Raw genomic sequence first — 20747 nt, forward strand, 5'->3', positions numbered from 1 at the left:
ATATTACTCGATGATCTTGGCAACGACGCCGGCACCGACGGTACGGCCGCCTTCGCGGATCGCGAAGCGCAGACCTTCTTCCATCGCGATCGGGTTGATCAGCTTCACAGTGATCGACACGTTGTCGCCAGGCATGACCATCTCTTTGTCCGCCGGCAGCTCGATCGCGCCGGTCACGTCCGTGGTACGGAAGTAGAACTGCGGACGGTAGTTGTTGAAGAACGGTGTATGACGGCCACCCTCATCCTTCGACAGCACGTAGATCTCGCCGGTGAAGTGCTTGTGCGGCTTGATCGAACCCGGCTTGGCCAGAACCTGGCCGCGCTCGACTTCTTCACGCTTGGTACCGCGCAGCAGCACGCCAACGTTGTCGCCTGCCTGACCCTGGTCCAGCAGCTTGCGGAACATTTCCACGCCGGTGCAGGTTGTGGTTTGCGTATCGCGGATGCCGACGATCTCGATCGACTCGCCAACCTTGATGATGCCGCGCTCGACACGACCGGTCACGACAGTACCGCGGCCGGAGATCGAGAATACGTCTTCCACAGGCATCAGGAAGGCGCCGTCGATGGCACGCTCCGGAGTCGGGATGTAGGTGTCCAGCGCTTCGGCCAGCTTCATGATCGCGCCTTCGCCCAGATCGCTCTTGTCGCCTTCGAGTGCCAGCTTGGCCGAACCGCGCACGATCGGCAGATCGTCGCCGGGGAACTCGTACTTCGAGAGCAGTTCGCGCACTTCCATTTCGACCAGCTCGAGCAGCTCGGCGTCGTCGACCATGTCGCACTTGTTGAGGAACACGATGATGTACGGCACGCCGACCTGACGGGCCAGCAGGATGTGTTCGCGGGTCTGCGGCATCGGGCCGTCAGCAGCCGAGCACACCAGGATCGCGCCGTCCATCTGGGCTGCGCCGGTGATCATGTTCTTGACGTAGTCGGCGTGGCCGGGGCAGTCAACGTGCGCGTAGTGACGGGCAGCCGTCTCGTACTCGACGTGAGCGGTGTTGATGGTGATGCCGCGTGCCTTTTCTTCGGGTGCTGCGTCGATTTCGTCGTATTTCTTCGCTTCGCCGCCGAACTTGGCCGACAGCACGGTTGCGATTGCTGCAGTCAGCGTGGTCTTGCCGTGGTCAACGTGACCAATCGTGCCCACATTCACGTGCGGCTTCGTCCGCTCAAACTTGCCTTTTGCCATTTTACTTTTCCTTCAAAAAGAACGATTTGTTAAGTGTTTTTGATACGGTGCATCAATCCATGAACGTCATGGCTTGATGCAGCCTGGTCTTACTTGCCCTTGGCAGTGATCACCGCGTCAGCGACGTTCTTCGGTGCTTCGGCATAGTGCTTGAACTCCATCGTGTAAGTTGCACGGCCCTGAGTCAGGGAGCGCAACGTCGTGGAATAGCCGAACATCTCGGAGAGCGGCACTTCGGCGCGGACGATCTTGCCGCCGCCCGGAATGTCGTCCATACCCTGGATCATGCCGCGGCGTGAGGAGAGGTCACCCATCACGTCACCCATTTTTTCTTCCGGTGTTTCGACTTCGACTGCCATCATCGGTTCGAGCAGGACAGGGCTGGCCTTGCGGCAACCGTCCTTGAATGCCATCGAAGCCGCCATGCGGAAGGCGTTTTCGTTGGAGTCAACATCGTGGTAGGAGCCGAAGAACAGCGTAACCTTGACGTCAACAACCGGGTAGCCCGCCATCACGCCGGAGGGCAGTGTTTCGAGAATACCCTTTTCAACTGCAGGGATGTATTCGCGAGGAACCACGCCGCCCTTGATCGCGTCGACGAATTCGAAGCCCTTGCCCGGTTCCTGCGGCTCGATCTTCAGAACCACGTGACCGTACTGGCCGCGGCCGCCGGACTGCTTGACGAACTTGCCTTCGATTTCTTCGCATGTCTTGCGGATGGTTTCGCGATAGGCCACCTGCGGCTTGCCGACGGTCGCTTCCACGCTGAACTCACGGCGCATACGGTCGACGATAATCTCCAGGTGCAGCTCGCCCATACCGGAAATGATGGTCTGGCCGGATTCTTCGTCTGTCTTGACGCGGAACGACGGATCTTCCTGGGACAGACGGTTGAGCGCCAAGCCCATCTTTTCCTGGTCGGCCTTTGTCTTCGGCTCGACGGCCTGGGAGATAACCGGCTCAGGGAAGACCATGCGCTCGAGCGTGATGACAGCTTCCGGATCGCACAGGGTTTCACCGGTGGTAGCTTCCTTCAGACCGACCGCAGCGGCGATGTCGCCTGCGCGAACTTCCTTGATTTCCTCGCGCTGATTGGCGTGCATCTGCAGCAGACGGCCGATACGCTCTTTCTTGCCCTTGACCGGGTTGTAGACGGTATCGCCCGAATTCACGACGCCGGAATACACGCGGAAGAAGATCAGCTGGCCGACGAACGGGTCAGTCATGATCTTGAACGCGAGCGCCGAGAATTTCTCGTTGTCGTCAGCCTTGCGCAGTGCAGGCTGCTCGTTCTCGTCGGTGCCTTCAACCGGCGGAATGTCGGTCGGTGCCGGCAGGTATTCGATCACGGCGTCGAGCATGGCCTGCACGCCCTTGTTCTTGAACGCTGTGCCGCACATCATCGGGACGATCTCGCCGGCGATGGTGCGCTGACGGATTGCCTTCTTGATTTCGGCTTCCGACAGCTCGCCTTCTTCAAGGTACTTGTTCATCAGTTCTTCGCTGGCTTCGGCAGCGGTTTCCACCAGCTTCTCGCGCCACTCGTCGCAAGTCGCCTTCAGTTCGGCCGGAATGTCGCGGTAGTCGAACTTCATGCCCTGGGAAGCGTCGTCCCAATAGATGGCCTTCATCTTGACGAGGTCGACCACGCCTTCGAAGTTTTCTTCGGCGCCGATCGGCACTTGCATCGGGATCGGGTTGGCCTTCAGGCGAGCGCGCATCTGCTCATAGACCTTGAAGAAGTTGGCGCCGGTACGGTCCATCTTGTTGACGAATGCCAGACGGGGTACGCCATACTTGTTGGCCTGACGCCATACGGTTTCGGATTGCGGCTGCACGCCACCCACTGCGCAGTACACCATGCAGGCGCCGTCCAGGACGCGCATGGAACGCTCCACCTCGATGGTGAAGTCCACGTGGCCCGGGGTGTCGATGATGTTGATGCGGTGCTCAGGGAAGTTGTTGGCCATGCCTTTCCAGAAGCAGGTCGTTGCAGCGGAGGTAATGGTGATACCGCGCTCTTGCTCCTGCTCCATCCAGTCCATGGTCGCTGCGCCGTCATGCACTTCACCGATCTTGTGGTTAACACCGGTGTAGTACAGGATACGTTCGGTAGTGGTTGTCTTACCGGCATCGATGTGAGCGGAAATACCGATATTGCGGTAGCGCTCAATAGGGGTCTTGCGAGCCATATTCAATCCTAAGTCTTTTAATGGTAGAAAACCGAGCGCCACTTTTTCAAGGGATGCGCCCGGTTTTAACCAAGTTACATTGCAGAGCCTTCAACGATGCGAAGGCAACTATTGTGTTGTTGCTATTAGAAACGGAAGTGGGAGAACGCCTTGTTGGCTTCTGCCATGCGGTGCACTTCGTCACGCTTCTTCATCGCACCGCCGCGGCCTTCCGCAGCCTCCATCAACTCGCCGCCCAGACGCTGCGGCATGGACTTTTCGCTGCGCTTGTTGGCAGCTTCGCGCAGCCAGCGCATGGAGAGAGCCATGCGGCGGACCGGACGCACTTCAACCGGCACCTGGTAGTTTGCACCACCGACGCGACGGGATTTGACTTCGACCATCGGCTTGCAGTTGTTGAGTGCTGCGGTGAACACTTCCAGCGGATCCTTGCCGGACTTTTGCTTGATATGGTCAAACGCGCCATAGATGATGTTTTCGGCGACCGATTTTTTACCGGACAGCATCAGGACGTTGACGAATTTCGCAACTTCAACATTGCCGAACTTCGGATCCGGCAGAATTTCCCGTTTCGGGACTTCACGACGACGTGGCATTTCTATTCCTTTCACTCTTCAGTTGAGCGACGGCACTGAGTGATTTACCGTTCGCTCGCGGTGGCCATCATGACCATCCACTTACTCGACCCAGTCGGGGCCGACTCACATTCCGCGCGGTGAAGCACCGGGAGGCACACCTCCATGCGGAAGATTCAATTACTTCTTGGCAGCTTTCGCGCGCTTGGCACCGTACTTCGAACGTGCCTGCTTACGATCCTTGACGCCCTGGGTATCCAGTGCACCGCGAACCATGTGGTAACGCACACCCGGCAAGTCCTTGACACGGCCGCCGCGGATCAGCACGACGCTGTGCTCTTGCAGGTTGTGGCCTTCACCGCCGATGTACGAAATGACTTCGAAACCGTTGGTCAGGCGAACCTTGGCAACCTTACGGAGCGCGGAGTTCGGCTTTTTCGGAGTGGTGGTGTACACACGAGTGCAAACACCGCGCTTCTGGGGGCTGTTTTCCAGCGCCGGCGATTTGCTCTTCACAGCGCCGGAAGTCCGGGGCTTGCGAATAAGTTGATTGATGGTTGGCATCGGTCTTTAATCCAACAAAATGAAACGTTGATAAATACAGCTTCGAAATCGATTGCCCGAAGCTGAGGGGAAACCATTGCGCTAGGCGCGTCGATTCGAAACTGAAAAGGGAACAAGCGTCGCGGAGGCGGGAAACTTTGACCAAAGAACGCTTAAGCCCGAAGAGCTTAAAATCGAGAACTCGCGAGTATATGCCCATTGCCGAATCGAGTCAACCGTGCTATGTGCTTGTATTGTCAGGAGAATCAGTCGCGTGCACACGATATTTTCCTCGATACCGTCACGGACTGAATCCGGCTGCAGGGAGGATTGAGAATCTGCAGTTGCCGAATAGTTTCGCCTCGGCAGACAGCAACGACGGTGGCGGCACTTCCGAATACACTATGGTATTTCTTACTGGAATGTTGCCTTGCCGCAGCACATTGCCGTGCGTCAGTCCGTCCCGCTCTCCAGAGCCGAGCTGTTTGTTCTGTTCAGCTATCTGCTAGTCTCCTCAACGCCTTTCCTCCCTCTGCTGTTCGGAAGGGAGATCTCGGATTGGGTGCCGCTTCTCGGTACGGAAGTGATTGCCTGGATGGCGCTTTGGGCCGTGTTCAAGCGCCCGCTCTACTTCCATCTGCTTTTGCTGCCTGCTTTCCTCGCCCTGCCCGCCGAGCTGTATTTGCAGGCGTACTATGGCCAGAGTCTGTCTGCGCATCATCTGGCGATCCTTGCTGAAACGTCTCCCGGCGAGGCGCGCGAGTTTCTTGGGCATCTTGGCTGGCTGTTCGTACTGGTGCTGATTGGTACATCGGCCTGGTGGTGCGCATGCTGGCAGCTGTGCCGCCGATATAACGGCCTGGACTGGACGGATAGCTCCCGTACTGTCCTTCTGGCGGTGTTCGGACTGGCGGCCGGACTGATGTTGTATCAATCGGCATACGACCTGGGCAAAAAAGATGCGCTGCGCACCGCGGACCGGAACTGGTTGTCGGCTCTTGGAGCAGAGTTGCCGGCCCTGCCTCGCTGGCTCGCGATTTCCCTTGATGCGGAGCGTTTCGGGCGTAGTCGTCCGCTCGGACTGGCCATTGCGGCACATGAGTTCAGGAGCGAGCGCAATCATCTTGCCGCGCTTGCGGATACGAACCGCGCATTCCGGTTCGGCGCGGTTCAGGGAGGAGAAGGCGATGCGCGCCGCACGATCGTGCTGGTCATCGGTGAGTCATCACGCTATGACCGATGGGGCTTGAACGGATATGTTCGCGATACCACTCCCCTGTTGAGATCGGAGCCCAACCTTGTCTCGCTTTCCGATGTGGTCACCTCGGTTTCAGCCACCCGCTTGTCGGTTCCCGTGCTGGTGTCGCGCAAGCCCGCCCTTGACAGCCTCAAGGCCGGCTTCTCCGAAAAATCTTTTGTCAGCGCGTTCCGCGAGGCGGGATACAAGACATGGTGGGTGTCCAACCAGATGTCTTTCGGCAAATTCGACACCCCGGTATCGGTGTTTGCCAAGGAAGCGGATGTCGTTCAATTCCAGAATCTCGGCAGTTACAAACAGCGGTCGAGTTATGACGAGGTTCTGCTGAAGCCCTTGGTTGCCGCGTTGCAGGATCCGGCGCCGAAGAAGCTGATCGTCCTGCATACGCTTGGCAGCCATTGGAATTACAGTCATCGCCATCCCCGGGAGTTCGACAAATGGCAGCCTTCGCTGTTCGACCTGGACAATCCCGTTCATACCGACCCGGCAATGAAAGCGCGGCTGAACAACAGCTATGACAACTCCATTCTCTATACCGACTGGTTTCTTTCCCGGGTGCTTGGCGAGCTCAAGGCGCTGGGGCAGGTGGCCGGCATGATGTATGTTGCCGATCACGGCCAGACGCTGTATGACGGCACTTGCAGACTGGCTTTTCATGGACACAACAACCAGCATGAATTTCACGTGCCTGCACTGGTCTGGTATTCCGACGCCTATCGCGAGCGTCACGCGGAAAAGGTGAAGGTACTGGTCCGGAACCGCCATGCGAAGCTGTCCACGGAAAACGTCTTTCACTCTCTGCTCGACATGGCAGACATACGCTACGAGACAGAGCGACTGGAATGGAGCTTTTTCAGCTCCCGATTCAAGCGGCACAAGAGGTATGTCGACAGCTATGGCTGGACCGATTACGACAACGCAAGCTTTCGGGGCGACTGCCGTGAAGTCATTGCAAAGGACAAGCCGTTGCCACAGGTAAAGTAAGCAGCAGCCAGTCCGATGCCGGCTTGGGAGCGGCTGCATTCCGTCAGCGTAAAAAAAACGGCACCGTTTCCGGTGCCGTTTTCATTGGGGCCGTAAGGCTGACTAAATCAGGCTTCGTTGTTGTCCTGATTGCCGTCGGTCGTGATGGTCGCTTCGGTCGTCGCTTCGGTTTCCGCTGCGCGGGCTGTTTCTTCGGCCTGCAGCAGAGCGCTGCGCTCTTCCGCTTCCCATGTTTCCTTTTCCTTGCGGGCACGGTGGTAAGCCAGACCGGTACCGGCGGGGATCAGGCGGCCGACGATGACGTTTTCCTTCAGACCGCGCAGGCCGTCCTTCTTGCCCATGATCGCGGCTTCGGTCAGCACCCGAGTGGTTTCCTGGAAGGATGCGGCCGAGATGAAGGAGTCGGTCGACAGCGATGCCTTGGTGATACCGAGCAGCACGTTCTCGTACGTGGCCGGCAGCTTGCCTTCGGCGATGACGCGATCGTTTTCGTCCAGCAGCTCGGAGCGCTCGACCTGCTCTCCCGGGATGTAGCCGGTATCGCCGGCGCTGACCACCTGTACGCGGCGCAGCATCTGACGCACGATCACTTCAATGTGCTTGTCGTTGATCTTCACGCCCTGCAAGCGGTACACGTCCTGAACTTCGTCGACGATATAGCGAGCCAGCGCTTCGATACCCAGGAGACGCAGGATGTCCTGCGGATCGGCCGGGCCGTCCACGATCATCTCGCCCTTGTTCACCACCTGGCCGTCGTGCACCAGCACCTGCTTGTCCTTGGTGATCAGGAACTCGTGCTTGTTGCCGTCCATGTCGGTGATTTCCAGGCGCTGCTTGCCCTTGGTCTCCTTGCCGAACGCAACCGTACCGGTGACTTCCGCCAGCATGCCGGCGTCCTTCGGCGAGCGCGCCTCGAACAGTTCAGCCACGCGCGGCAGACCGCCGGTAATGTCACGGGTCTTCTGCGACTCGGTCGGGATACGCGCCAGAACTTCACCGACGGAAACCTGCTGACCGTCCTTCACCGTGATCAGCGCGCCGACCTGGAAGCCGATCGTCACTGCGTGCTCGGTGCCGGCGATCTTCACTTCCTCGCCCTTTTCGTTGAGCAGCTTGACCTGCGGACGAACCACCTTGGTGCTAGGACCGCGGCGCTTCGCGTCGATGACGACGAGCGTGGACAGACCGGTGACTTCGTCGATCTGCTTGGCCACGGTCACGCCTTCCTCGACGTTCTCGAACTTCACCGTACCGGAGTATTCGGTGATGATCGGACGAGTCAGCGGATCCCATGTCGCCAGCGCGGTGCCGGCCTTGATGGTGAGACCATCCTTGACCAGCAGGGTCGCGCCGTACGGCACCTTGTGACGCTCGCGCTCGCGGCCGTGGTCGTCGGTGATCAGCACTTCGCCGGAACGGGAAATGACGATCTGCTCGCCCTTGCCGTTGGTGACGTAACGCATGGTCGCGGTGAAGCGGACCGTGCCGTTCGACTTGGCTTCCACGGAAGAAGCAACCGCCGCACGCGATGCCGCACCACCGATGTGGAAGGTACGCATTGTCAGCTGGGTACCCGGTTCGCCGATCGACTGCGCTGCAACCACACCGACCGCTTCGCCGGAGTTGACCAGCATGCCGCGGCCGAGATCGCGGCCGTAGCACTTGGCGCACAGGCCATAGCGAGTGTCGCAGGTCAGCGGCGTGCGGACCTTCACCTCGTCAATGCCGAGGCGCTCGATGTCTTCCACTGCATCCTCATCCAGCAAGGTGCCGGCTTCGTATGCGGTTTCCTGAGTTTCAGGATTGACGACATCGGTCGCAGCGACGCGGCCGAGAATACGGTCGCGCAGCGCTTCGATGACTTCACCGCCTTCGACCAGCGCCTTCATGGACGCGCCGTTGGCCGTGCCGCAGTCGTCTTCGATCACCACCAGATCCTGGGTGACGTCGACCAGACGGCGTGTCAGGTAACCGGAGTTCGCTGTCTTCAGCGCGGTATCGGCCAGACCCTTACGTGCACCGTGCGTCGAGATGAAGTACTGCAACACGTTCAGGCCTTCGCGGAAGTTCGCGGTAATCGGCGTCTCGATGATCGAGCCGTCCGGCTTGGCCATCAGGCCTCGCATACCGGCGAGCTGGCGAATCTGCGCTGCGGAACCGCGGGCGCCGGAGTCGGCCATCATGTAGATGGCGTTGAACGATTCCTGGGTACCCTTGCTGCCGTCGCGCTTGGTCACTTCCTCGACCTTGAGCTGTTCCATCATGGCCTTGCCGACTTCGTCGCCGGCCTTGCCCCAGATGTCGACCACCTTGTTGTAGCGCTCGCCTGCGGTGACCAGACCGGATGCGTACTGCTGCTCGATCTGCTTCACTTCATGCTCGGCCTGGGCAATGATGGTGTGCTTCTGCGGCGGCACCAGCATGTCATCCACGCAGATGGAGATGCCGGCGCGGGTCGCGAGACGGAAGCCGGACTGCATCAGCTGGTCGGCGAAGACTACGGTCGCACGCAGGCCGCACTTGCGGAACGAGGTGTTGATCAGCTTCGAGATTTCCTTCTTCTTCAGCGCGCGGTTGAGCACGGTGAAGGGCAGGCCCTTCGGCAGGATTTCCGACAGGATGGCACGGCCGACGGTGGTCTCGTAGCGCTTGACGGTCTTCACGAATTCGCCGGTGGCGGCATCCTTCGGATACTCGGTGATGCGCACGGTGATCCGTGTGGTCAGCTCGACTTCCTTGTTGTCGTAGGCGCGGATGACTTCGGCCACGTCAGGGAACATCATGCCTTCGTTCTTGCCGTTGATCTTTTCGCGGGTCGCGTAGTACAGGCCCAGCACGATATCCTGCGACGGCACGATCGACGGTTCGCCGTTCGACGGGAACAGGATGTTGTTGGAGGCCAGCATCAGGGTGCGGGCTTCCATCTGTGCTTCGATCGACAGCGGAACGTGGACAGCCATCTGGTCGCCGTCGAAGTCGGCGTTGAACGCCGCGCAGACCAGCGGGTGCAGCTGGATCGCCTTGCCTTCGATCAGGACCGGCTCGAACGCCTGGATGCCGAGGCGGTGCAGCGTCGGCGCACGGTTCAGCATGACCGGATGTTCGCGGATGACTTCTTCCAGGATGTCCCAGACCACCGGTTCCTGCACTTCGACCAGCTTCTTCGCAGCCTTGATGGTGGTTGCGAGACCCATCAGTTCCAGCTTGTTGAAGATGAAGGGCTTGAACAGTTCGAGCGCCATCAGCTTCGGCAGGCCGCACTGGTGCAGCTTGAGCTGCGGACCCACCACGATGACCGAACGGCCGGAGTAGTCGACGCGCTTGCCCAGCAGGTTCTGACGGAAACGGCCGCCCTTGCCCTTGATCATTTCGGCCAGCGACTTCAGCGGACGCTTGTTGGCGCCGGTCATCGCCTTGCCGCGACGGCCGTTGTCCAGCAGGGAGTCGACGGCTTCCTGCAGCATGCGCTTTTCGTTGCGGGTGATGATTTCCGGTGCGCGCAGTTCCATCAGGCGCTTCAGACGGTTGTTGCGGTTGATGACGCGGCGGTACAGGTCGTTCAGGTCGGAGGTCGCAAAGCGGCCGCCGTCCAGCGGTACCAGCGGACGCAGTTCCGGCGGCAGCACGGGCAGCACTTCCATGATCATCCAGTCCGGCTTGATGCCGGAACGCTGGAATGCCTCGAGCACTTTCAGGCGCTTCGCGTATTTCTTGATCTTGGCTTCGGACTTGGAATCCTTCAGTTCCTGGCGCAGGGTCTCGACTTCGCGGTCGATGTCGATCGAGCGCAGCAGTTCACGGATGCCCTCGGCGCCCATGAATGCGGTGAAGTCGTCGCCGTACTCTTCGTACTTGGAGGCGTAGTCGTCCTCGGACATGATCTGGCACTTCTTCAGCGGGGTCATGCCGGGATCGGTCACGACGTAGGCTTCGAAGTAGAGAACGCGTTCGATGTCGCGCAGCGTCATGTCGAGCACCATGCCCAGACGCGACGGCAGCGATTTCAGGAACCAGATGTGCGCGGTCGGGGAAGCCAGTTCGATGTGGCCCATGCGCTCGCGGCGCACCTTGGCCAGCGTGACTTCGACGCCGCACTTTTCGCAGATGACGCCGCGGTGCTTCAGGCGCTTGTACTTGCCGCACAGGCACTCGTAATCCTTGATCGGGCCGAAGATCTTGGCGCAGAACAGGCCGTCGCGCTCGGGCTTGAAGGTACGGTAGTTGATGGTTTCCGGCTTCTTGACTTCGCCGTAGGACCAGGAACGGATTTTTTCAGGCGACGCGAGGCCGATCTTGATCGCGTCGAATTGTTCGCTTTGCTGTACTTGCTTGAATAGATCGAGCAGTGCTTTCATTTGTATCACTCCAGTCAGGCGTGAAAATCATTTCGCGGTATTGCGAGGAAGCGTGATTTGCTGCAACCCTGTTCGCATCGGCGGGCGGGCCTTGCCACCGCTTGTGGCACAAGTTCCGCCGATACCGGGAACAAACGCGACTTCCCAAACTGCTTGCTGCTGTTACGTAGCTGTTGCTTCCTGCGACCTGCCGGCGCCGCCGGCAGGGTTTACTGCATGATCCTTTTCGGATCAGTCCCGTTCCAGATCGATGTCGATACCGAGGGAGCGGATTTCCTTCACCAGCACGTTGAAGGACTCCGGCATGCCGGCGTCGATGACGTGGTCGCCCTTGACCAGGTTCTCGTACACCTTGGTACGGCCGGTCACGTCGTCGGACTTCACGGTCAGCATTTCCTGCAGCACGTAGGACGCGCCGTAGGCTTCCAGCGCCCAGACTTCCATCTCACCGAAACGCTGGCCGCCGAACTGCGCCTTGCCGCCCAGCGGCTGCTGGGTAACCAGCGAGTACGGGCCGGTCGAACGCGCGTGCATCTTGTCGTCGACCAGGTGGTGCAGCTTGAGCACGTGCATGTAGCCGACGGTGACGGTGCGCTCGAAAGCTTCGCCGGTACGGCCGTCGTACATCGTGACCTGGTTCTTCGACGGCGTCATGCCGAGCTGCTTGGCGATCTCGTCCGGATAGGCGAGGTCGAGCATGCGGCGGATTTCGTCTTCATGCGCGCCGTCGAACACCGGTGTCGCGAACGGCACGCCGTGCTTCAGGTTGGCGGCCAGCGCGAGGATCTCGTCATCGCTGAAGCTGTCCAGGTCTTCCGACTTGCCCGACTCGTTGTAGATCGTGGTCAGGAACTTGCGCAGTTCGGCCGCCTTGGCTTGCGCCTTGAGCATTTCACCGATACGCAGGCCCAGGCCCTTCGATGCCCAGCCGAGGTGAACTTCCAGCACCTGGCCGACGTTCATACGCGACGGAACGCCCAGCGGGTTCAGCACGATGTCGGCCGGCGTACCGTCGGCCATGTAAGGCATGTCTTCCACTGGAACGATGCGGGAAACCACACCCTTGTTGCCGTGGCGGCCCGCCATCTTGTCGCCGGGCTGCAGGCGACGCTTGACGGCGAGGTAGACCTTGACCATCTTCTGCACGCCCGGCGGCAGTTCATCGCCCTGGGTGAGTTTCTTGCGCTTTTCCTCGAACGCGAGGTCGAACTGGTGGCGCTTCTCGGCGATCGATTCCTTGATCGCTTCGAGGGCGGCGGCCAGATCGTCCTCAGCCGGACGGATGTCGAACCAGTGGTACTTGTCCAGATCGTCCAGGTACTCCTTGGTGATCTGCGCACCCTTGGCCAGCTTCTTCGGACCGCCGTTGACGACTTTGCCGATCAGCATCTTTTCCAGACGCTGGAAGGCATCGCCTTCCACGATACGCAGCTGGTCGTTCAGGTCGAGGCGATAGCGCTTGAGTTCATCGTCGATGATCTGCTGGGCGCGCTTGTCGCGCGGGATGCCTTCACGAGTGAACACCTGCACGTCGATGACGGTGCCGACCATGCCGGACGGCACGCGCAGCGAGGTGTCCTTCACATCGGATGCCTTCTCGCCGAAGATCGCGCGCAGCAGCTTCTCTTCCGGCGTCAGCTGGGTTTCGCCCTTCGGCGTCACCTTGCCGACCAGCGTATCGCCGGCTTCGACTTCAGCGCCGATGTAGACGATGCCCGACTCGTCCAGACGGGCGAGCTGGTTTTCCGCCAGGTTCGAGATGTCGCGGGTGATTTCTTCCGCGCCGAGCTTGGTGTCGCGGGCTACGACGGACAGCTCTTCGATGTGGATCGAAGTGTAGCGGTCGTCCGCAACCACGCGCTCCGAGATCAGGATCGAATCCTCGAAGTTGTAGCCGTTCCAGGGCATGAACGCCACCAGCATGTTCTGGCCGAGCGCGAGTTCGCCGAGGTCGGTCGATGCGCCGTCGGCGATCACGTCATGCTTGGCCACGCGGTCACCGACCTTGACGATCGGGCGCTGGTTGATGTTGGTGTTCTGGTTCGAGCGGGTGTATTTGATCAGGTTGTAGATATCAACACCGACCTCGCCTGCCGCCGCTTCGTCATCGTTGACGCGAATCACGATACGGCCCGCGTCGACATAGTCCACCACGCCGCCGCGCAGCGCCTGCACTGTCGTGCCGGAATCGACCGCAACGGTACGCTCGATGCCGGTACCGACGAACGCCTTTTCCGGGCGCAAGCAGGGAACCGCCTGACGCTGCATGTTGGCGCCCATCAACGCACGGTTCGCATCATCGTGCTCGAGGAACGGAATCAGCGATGCCGCAACCGAGACGACCTGGCCAGGCGCCACGTCCATGTACTGGACGCGCTCGGGCGACACAAGAATGGTTTCGCCGGCTTGACGGGCGGAGACCAGCTCATCGGACAGCTTGCCTTCGTTGTTGATCGTGGCGTTCGCCTGGGCGATCACGTAGCGGCCTTCTTCGATCGCGGACAGGTAATCGATCTGGTTGGTCACGCCGCTCGCTTCGACCTTGCGGTATGGCGTCTCGAGGAAGCCGTACTCGTTCAGGCGGGCATACAGCGCCAGCGAGTTGATCAGACCAATGTTCGGACCTTCCGGTGTTTCGATCGGGCACACGCGGCCGTAGTGGGTCGGGTGCACGTCGCGCACTTCGAAGCCGGCACGTTCGCGGGTCAGACCGCCCGGGCCGAGTGCGGAGACGCGGCGCTTGTGGGTGATTTCCGACAGCGGGTTGGTCTGGTCCATGAACTGCGACAGCTGCGAGGAACCGAAGAACTCGCGGATCGCTGCCGAGATCGGCTTCGAGTTGATCAGGTCGTGCGGCATCAGGTTGTCGGCTTCGGCCTGACCGAGACGTTCCTTGACGGCGCGCTCGACACGGACCAGGCCGGCGCGGAACTGGTTTTCCGCCAGTTCGCCGACGCAGCGCACGCGGCGGTTACCGAGGTGGTCGATATCGTCGACTTCGCCGCGGCCGTTGCGCAGCTCGACCAGGATCTTGATGACAGCCAGGATGTCGTCGTTCGACAGCGTCATTGCGCCGGTCAGTTCATCGCGGCCGATGCGGCGGTTGAACTTCATGCGGCCGACGGCCGACAGGTCGTAGCGCTCTTCGCTGTAGAACAGGCCGTTGAACAGTGCCTCGACGGAATCTTCCGTCGGCGGTTCGCCCGGACGCATCATGCGGTAGATGGCAACGCGCGCGGCCATCTGGTCGGCGGTGTCGTCCATGCGCAGGGTCTGCGAGATGTAGGCGCCCTGGTCCAGGTCGTTGGTGTACAGCGTCTGGATGTCGGTGACGCCGGCGTCGCGCAAGCGCGCGAGCACTTCTTCCGTCAACTCGTCGTTGGCGTTGGCAATGACTTCACCGGTGTCGGCATCGACGATGTTCTTCGCCAGCACGCGGCCCAGCAGGTAGTCTTCCGGCACGGAGATATGCTTGATGCCGGCCGCGTCGATTTCACGGACGTGCTTGGCGTTGATGCGCTTGTCCTTGGCGACGATGACCTTGCCGGATTTGTCCGTAATGTCGAAACGGGCAACTTCACCGCGCAGGCGCTCGGCGACGAATTCCATCTCGCCGCCTTCGGAGCGGACGGTGAAATTGTCGAACACGAAGAAGTTCGCCAGGATCTGTTCCGGCGTCATGCCGATGGCCTTGAGCAGGATCGTTACCGGCATCTTGCGGCGGCGGTCGACGCGGAAGAACAGGATGTCCTTCGGATCGAATTCGAAATCCAGCCAGGAGCCGCGGTAAGGAATGATGCGAGCCGAGAACAGCAGTTTTCCGGACGAGTGCGTCTTGCCGCGGTCATGCTCGAAGAACACACCCGGGGAACGATGCAGCTGAGAAACGATCACACGCTCAGTACCGTTGATCACAAAGGAGCCGTTTGCAGTCATGAGCGGCAGTTCACCCATGTACACTTCCTGTTCCTTCATCTCCTTGACGACCGGCTTGGTCGGAGATTCCTTGTCCAGAATGACAAGGCGGACCTTTGCACGCAGCGGGGACGCGAATGTCAGGCCGCGCTGTTGGCACTCTTTTACGTCAAACGGAGGGTCGCCCAACACATACGAGAGAAACTCTAGCCGTGCAAAACCATTGTGCGATACGATTGGGAAAATTGATGTGAAGGCGGACTGAAGACCTTCGTTCTTACGTTGCGATGTAACTTTATCGGCCTGCAGGAAGCTCGTATAGGACTCGAGCTGAGTCGCCAGCAGGAACGGAACGTTGTGAACGTTAGCGCGCTTTGCAAACGATTTGCGAATGCGCTTCTTCTCAGTAAATGAGTAGTGCATGGACACTCCGTGAGTGACAGGAAGGATTGAGAATTCAGGATTCGCTGCGGATGGAAATGCTACATGGCTCCCACCTGCGAAACCTCAAGTCTCTGCCCTTCTTCTGACTTAACTAGACTGCTTGCTGCCCAATACGCCGCAAGACGCATATCGTCCCCGGCCGACTGGACTCCTTTGCATCACCGGCGCCTTCCGAAACTGCACGCCGCCTTTGCCCGACTGCTCTTCCCCTGATACGACTTGCAACACCTGCTGTCCTTATAGACCGCTTTTGTTGCCTTTGCCGCATCGAGCCCGGGGTTGGCTCTTCAAAACTCGAAAACGACAAAGGAGCCAAGGCCGAACTCGCCCTTTCGAGAGAGTTCCGGGCCTTGGCTCCGGCGATATTCAGGTTGCCCTGACAAGCCGATATTACTTGAGGTCAGCTTTCGCGCCAGCTTCTTCCAGCTTCTTCTTGGCGGCTTCAGCGTCTGCCTTGGCGATGCCTTCCTTGACGGGCTTCGGTGCACCGTCAACGAGATCCTTCGCTTCTTTCAGACCCAGACCGGTGATTTCACGGACTGCCTTAATGACGCCAACCTTGTTTGCGCCCACTTCGGCCAGAACAACGGTGAACTCGGTCTGCTCTTCAGCTGCTGCAGCTGCACCGCCGCCGCCTGCTGCCGGGCCAGCAACTGCCATTGCAGCTGCGGAAACGCCGAACTTCTCTTCAAAAGCCTTGACCAGATCGTTCAGGTCCATCACGGACATCTGACCTACTGCTTCCAGGATATCGTCTTTGCTAATTGCCATTTGAAACTCCTAAATTTGATTCGGTAATTACATCTAATCGGTACTGACGCAAGAAGTGCAAAAGGCGGTTACGCGCCTTCGGCTTCCTTCTTCGCTGCGAGAGCAGCCAAGGCGCGGGCGAAGCCGGAAACCGGAGCCTGCATGACGCCCAGCAGCTGGGCGATGAGGACTTCACGGCTCGGAATGCTGGCCAACGCGGCAACGCCTGCTTTATCAAGCGACTTGCCTGCGTAACTGCCTGCCTTAACAACCAGCTTGTCGTTGGTTTTCGCAAAGTCGAAAACGACTTTAGCGGCTGCAACGGCGTCCTCGGAGATCGAGTAGATCAACGGGCCGGTCATTTCGGAGGCAAGGCCTTCAAACGGCGTGCCTTCGACGGCGCGACGTGCGAGCGTGTTTTTCAACACGCGCATGTACACACCCTGGGCACGCGCTTTGGCGCGCAGTTGCGTCAAGTGACCAACCTGGATGCCACGGTATTCGGCCACGACGATAGTCTGCGCAGTTGCTACTTTTGCGGAGACTTCGGCGACGACGGCCTTCTTGTCATTCAGATTGAGACTCAAGATCAACCTCCAAAAATGATGTTCGGCGAATGCCTTACATCGGTTCGAACACGGCGTCCGAAGTTCAGGAGTTCAGTACTGGCATGCATCCAGTTTGAGACTACAAAAACTTGTTCGGGTCACCATCTGCGTTGGGTGCCGGAGATTGCGCTGCCGGCTTTTAACTTTGTGCATCCAGATGCAATGCACGCCGCCCAACGGTCTTTGATAATCTGATTCCGGACTTGAATACATCGGAACGGAACCAGCCCAAAGATTCGCCTCGCACTTGTTGCGTACGAGGACTTGATTCTTGCTTAGGCAGCCAGCGTTGTCTGATCGACACGGACGCCTGCGCCCATGGTCGAGGAGATGGCGACCTTGCGCAGGTACACACCCTTGCTGGTTGCAGGCTTTGCCTTGTTCAGTGCGTCGATCAGTGCCAGCAGGTTGGATTTCAGGTCTGCGTCGCTGAAGGACTTGCGGCCGATCGTTGCGTGGATGATACCGGCCTTGTCGGTACGGTACTGAACCTGACCAGCCTTGGCATTCTTCACTGCAGTCGCGACGTCCGGTGTCACTGTACCTACCTTCGGGTTCGGCATCATGCCGCGCGGACCGAGGATCTGGCCCAGTGTACCGACGATACGCATGGTGTCCGGCGATGCGATGACGATATCGAAGGGCATGTCGCCAGCCTTGATACGGTCTGCCAGGTCTTCCATGCCGACGATATCGGCACCGGCTGCTTTTGCTGCTTCAGCCTTGTCGCCGGAAGCAAACACGGCGACACGAACGGTCTTGCCTGTGCCTGCCGGCAGAACGACGGAACCACGAACAACCTGATCGGATTTCTTTGCGTCGACGCCGAGTTGCACGGAGACGTCGATCGACTCGTCAAACTTGGCAGTTGCACATTCTTTGATCAGTGCGATGGCATTGTCGTATGCGTACTGCTTGGTACGATCAACTTTTGCCTTGATTGCCTGAGCGCGCTTGGAAAGCTTAGCCATTACAGACCCTCCACCGTGATACCCATGGAACGAGCGGAACCGGCGATTGTACGCACGGCGGCTTCCATGTCAGCTGCCGTGAGATCCGGCATCTTTGTTGTTGCAATCTCTTCTGCCTGCTTGCGGGTAATCTTGCCGACCTTGTCGGTATGCGGCTTGGAAGAACCCTTTTGAATGCCGGCAGCCTTCTTGATCAGAATCGTTGCCGGCGGCGTCTTCATCACGAATGTGAAGGACTTGTCGGCAAATGCTGTGATCACGACGGGAATCGGCAGGCCCGGCTCAACACCCTGTGTTTGCGCGTTGAAGGCTTTGCAGAATTCCATGATGTTCAGGCCGCGCTGACCCAGCGCCGGACCGATCGGGGGAGACGGATTGGCTTTACCAGCCGGCACTTGCAGCTTGATAAAACCGATAATTTTCTTTGCCATGATGGCTCCTACATTGATTGAGTGATAGCGCCTGCTCGTTCACTTGACAATGAACTACTGGGGCTCCTCTTTACTGCTGGTACAACTGACTGGATTTTGCGGGCAAACCACCCGCAACGCTCCAAGGGCGCAAATTGTAATCTTGATTCGGAGGGGGCTTTTAGACCTTTTCGACCTGGCCGAATTCCAGCTCGACTGGAGTGGCGCGGCCAAAAATCGTGACGGAGACGCGAACCCGCGATTTTTCGTAATTGACCTCTTCCACGTTGCCGTTGAAGTCTGTAAAGGGACCGTCTTTGATGCGGACCATTTCGCCGACTTCATACAGCACTTTCGGCCGCGGCTTTTCAACGCCTTCCTGCATCTGGTGCAGAATTTTGTCAACTTCGTGCGGTGGAATCGGGGTGGGCTTGTTGGATTTTCCACCAATGAAGCCGGTAACCTTGCTGGTGTTTTTGACGAGATGCCAAGTTTCGTCGGTCATTTCCATTTCGACCAGAACGTAGCCTGGAAAGAAGCGACGCTCGGTCACGGACTTCTGACCGTTTTTGACTTCAATGACTTCTTCAGTCGGGACAAGAATCTGTCCGAATTTATCTTGCATGCCGGCGCGTTCGATGCGCTCGACCAATGCACGCTGGACGCTTTTCTCCATGCCGGAATAGGCGTGCACAACGTACCAGCGCTTGCTGCCACCCGATGGCTGAGCCACTGCGTTCTCTTGTACGTTTTCGCTCATTTATCTTTTCCAGCCCAGTATCAGGTCGTACAACACAAATTCAAGAATCTTATCGGTACCCCAAAGGAAGATCGCCATGACCAGCACAAAACCGAACACGACTGCAGTAATCTGCACAGCTTCCTTGCGTGTCGGCCAAACGACCTTCTTCGCCTCACGCACGGATTCCCTGGAAAAATTCAGGAAGTCGCGACCGGGCTGGGAAGTCCATGCCACACCGACCGCCACCAGCAGACCAGCGACCAATGCGACGGCACGAACGACCGTGGGTTTATCCGATAAAAAATAAAAACCGACGATACCCGCGATGACGGCACAAATAGCAAGAGCGACCTTTGCTTTGTCGCTCGATGTACCAACGGTTTCTACGGGTTGGTTAGACATACTAGTGATTTCTTTCGGTGCCCTGCACCTTGATATCGGTGGCAGGGGCAGAGGGAATCGAACCCCCAACCTTCGGTTTTGGAGACCGACGCTCTGCCAGTTGAGCTATACCCCTACGCGTAAAACTTGCGTGAATTGATTGCGCTGCAGTTTCGAACTTGATTCAAGGACATGCAGCGCAACAGTTCAGATATTACTCGATGATCTTGGCAACGACGCCGGCACCGACGGTACGGCCGCCTTCGCGGATCGCGAAGCGCAGACCTTCTTCCATCGCGATCGGGTTGATCAGCTTCACAGTGATCGACACGTTGTCGCCAGGCATGACCATCTCTTTGTCCGCCGGCAGCTCGATCGCGCCGGTCACGTCCGTGGTACGGAAGTAGAACTGCGGACGGTAGTTGTTGAAGAACGGTGTATGACGGCCACCCTCATCCTTCGACAGCACGTAGATCTCGCCGGTGAAGTGCTTGTGCGGCTTGATCGAACCCGGCTTGGCCAGAACCTGGCCGCGCTCGACTTCTTCACGCTTGGTACCGCGCAGCAGCACGCCAACGTTGTCGCCTGCCTGACCCTGGTCCAGCAGCTTGCGGAACATTTCCACGCCGGTGCAGGTTGTGGTTTGCGTATCGCGGATGCCGACGATCTCGATCGACTCGCCAACCTTGATGATGCCGCGCTCGACACGACCGGTCACGACAGTACCGCGGCCGGAGATCGAGAATACGTCTTCCACAGGCATCAGGAAGGCGCCGTCGATGGCACGCTCCGGAGTCGGGATGTAGGTGTCCAGCGCTTCGGCCAGCTTCATGATCGCGCCTTCGCCCAGATCGCTCTTGTCGCCTTCGAGTGCCAGCTTGGCCGAACCGCGCACGATCGGCAGATCGTCGCCGGGGAACTCGTACTTCGAGAGCAGTTCGCGCACTTCCATTTCGACCAGCTCGAGCAGCTCGGCGTCGTCGACCATGTCGCACTTGTTGAGGAACACGATGATGTACGGCACGCCGACCTGACGGGCCAGCAGGATGTGTTCGCGGGTCTGCGGCATCGGGCCGTCAGCAGCCGAGCACACCAGGATCGCGCCGTCCATCTGGGCTGCGCCGGTGATCATGTTCTTGACGTAGTCGGCGTGGCCGGGGCAGTCAACGTGCGCGTAGTGACGGGCAGCCGTCTCGTACTCGACGTGAGCGGTGTTGATGGTGATGCCGCGTGCCTTTTCTTCGGGTGCTGCGTCGATTTCGTCGTATTTCTTCGCTTCGCCGCCGAACTTGGCCGACAGCACGGTTGCGATTGCTGCAGTCAGCGTGGTCTTGCCGTGGTCAACGTGACCAATCGTGCCCACATTCACGTGCGGCTTCGTCCGCTCAAACTTGCCTTTTGCCATTTTAGACTCCTAACGATTTG

14 protein-coding genes and 1 tRNA gene are annotated in these 20747 nt (G+C 59.0%); 1 reads left to right on the forward strand and 14 read right to left on the reverse strand.

Features of this window, described 5'->3' with window-relative positions:
- Positions 1-3: 3 nt before the first annotated feature.
- From tuf (IGW03_RS09680) to rpsL, 4 genes are all read right to left on the reverse strand, one after another.
- Positions 4-1194, reverse strand: coding sequence for an elongation factor Tu (gene tuf / locus IGW03_RS09680; RefSeq protein WP_194722355.1), 1191 nt, complete (start codon positions 1192-1194; stop codon positions 4-6).
- Positions 1195-1283: 89 nt separating this feature from the next.
- Entirely contained in the window at positions 1284-3386 is a 2103-nt protein-coding gene (gene fusA, locus IGW03_RS09685) for an elongation factor G (RefSeq protein ID WP_194722356.1), read from the reverse strand.
- A gap of 125 nt (positions 3387-3511) precedes the next feature.
- On the reverse strand, positions 3512-3982 hold the full coding sequence (rpsG, locus tag IGW03_RS09690; RefSeq protein ID WP_119769701.1) for a 30S ribosomal protein S7: 471 nt from the start codon (positions 3980-3982) through the stop codon (positions 3512-3514).
- Between the two features lie 159 nt (positions 3983-4141).
- Entirely contained in the window at positions 4142-4525 is a 384-nt protein-coding gene (gene rpsL, locus IGW03_RS09695; protein ID WP_151632679.1) for a 30S ribosomal protein S12, read from the reverse strand.
- A 427-nt stretch (positions 4526-4952) separates the two neighbouring features.
- On the opposite strand from rpsL, the gene IGW03_RS09700 reads away from it, so the two are divergent.
- A complete protein-coding gene (locus tag IGW03_RS09700) occupies positions 4953-6746 on the forward strand; it encodes a phosphoethanolamine transferase (RefSeq protein WP_194722357.1) in 1794 nt (597 codons plus the stop codon).
- Positions 6747-6853: 107 nt separating this feature from the next.
- Here IGW03_RS09700 and rpoC read toward each other — a convergent pair whose 3' ends face one another.
- The 10 genes from rpoC to tuf (IGW03_RS09750) all read right to left on the reverse strand — a co-directional run bounded on the left by rpoC (position 6854) and on the right by tuf (IGW03_RS09750) (position 20727).
- Positions 6854-11101, reverse strand: coding sequence for a DNA-directed RNA polymerase subunit beta' (gene rpoC, locus IGW03_RS09705; protein ID WP_194722358.1), 4248 nt, complete (start codon positions 11099-11101; stop codon positions 6854-6856).
- Between the two features lie 231 nt (positions 11102-11332).
- Positions 11333-15439, reverse strand: coding sequence for a DNA-directed RNA polymerase subunit beta (gene rpoB, locus IGW03_RS09710; protein ID WP_194722359.1), 4107 nt, complete (start codon positions 15437-15439; stop codon positions 11333-11335).
- Positions 15440-15850: 411 nt separating this feature from the next.
- On the reverse strand, positions 15851-16231 hold the full coding sequence (gene rplL, locus IGW03_RS09715; protein WP_194722360.1) for a 50S ribosomal protein L7/L12: 381 nt from the start codon (positions 16229-16231) through the stop codon (positions 15851-15853).
- Between the two features lie 68 nt (positions 16232-16299).
- Complete coding sequence (gene rplJ / locus IGW03_RS09720; protein ID WP_194722361.1) at positions 16300-16797, reverse strand: 50S ribosomal protein L10; 498 nt, start codon at positions 16795-16797, stop codon at positions 16300-16302.
- Positions 16798-17093: 296 nt separating this feature from the next.
- Positions 17094-17789, reverse strand: a complete 696-nt coding sequence (rplA, locus tag IGW03_RS09725; RefSeq protein ID WP_194722362.1) for a 50S ribosomal protein L1 — start codon at positions 17787-17789, stop codon at positions 17094-17096.
- A complete protein-coding gene (rplK, locus tag IGW03_RS09730; protein WP_194722363.1) occupies positions 17789-18220 on the reverse strand; it encodes a 50S ribosomal protein L11 in 432 nt (143 codons plus the stop codon). Before rplK ends, rplA begins: the two co-directional genes overlap by 1 nt.
- Positions 18221-18380: 160 nt before the next feature.
- Positions 18381-18959, reverse strand: coding sequence for a transcription termination/antitermination protein NusG (nusG, locus tag IGW03_RS09735; protein WP_194722364.1), 579 nt, complete (start codon positions 18957-18959; stop codon positions 18381-18383).
- Positions 18960-19343, reverse strand: a complete 384-nt coding sequence (gene secE / locus IGW03_RS09740) for a preprotein translocase subunit SecE (protein WP_194722365.1) — start codon at positions 19341-19343, stop codon at positions 18960-18962. It lies immediately after the preceding gene.
- 39 nt (positions 19344-19382) lie between these two features.
- Positions 19383-19458 (reverse strand) — tRNA-Trp (locus tag IGW03_RS09745).
- 78 nt (positions 19459-19536) lie between these two features.
- On the reverse strand, positions 19537-20727 hold the full coding sequence (gene tuf, locus IGW03_RS09750) for an elongation factor Tu (RefSeq protein WP_194722355.1): 1191 nt from the start codon (positions 20725-20727) through the stop codon (positions 19537-19539).
- Positions 20728-20747: the final 20 nt, after the last annotated feature.

Origin of the sequence: Noviherbaspirillum malthae (genome assembly GCF_015352985.1) — a bacterium.
GTDB classification, from domain to species: domain Bacteria; phylum Pseudomonadota; class Gammaproteobacteria; order Burkholderiales; family Burkholderiaceae_D; genus Noviherbaspirillum; species Noviherbaspirillum malthae.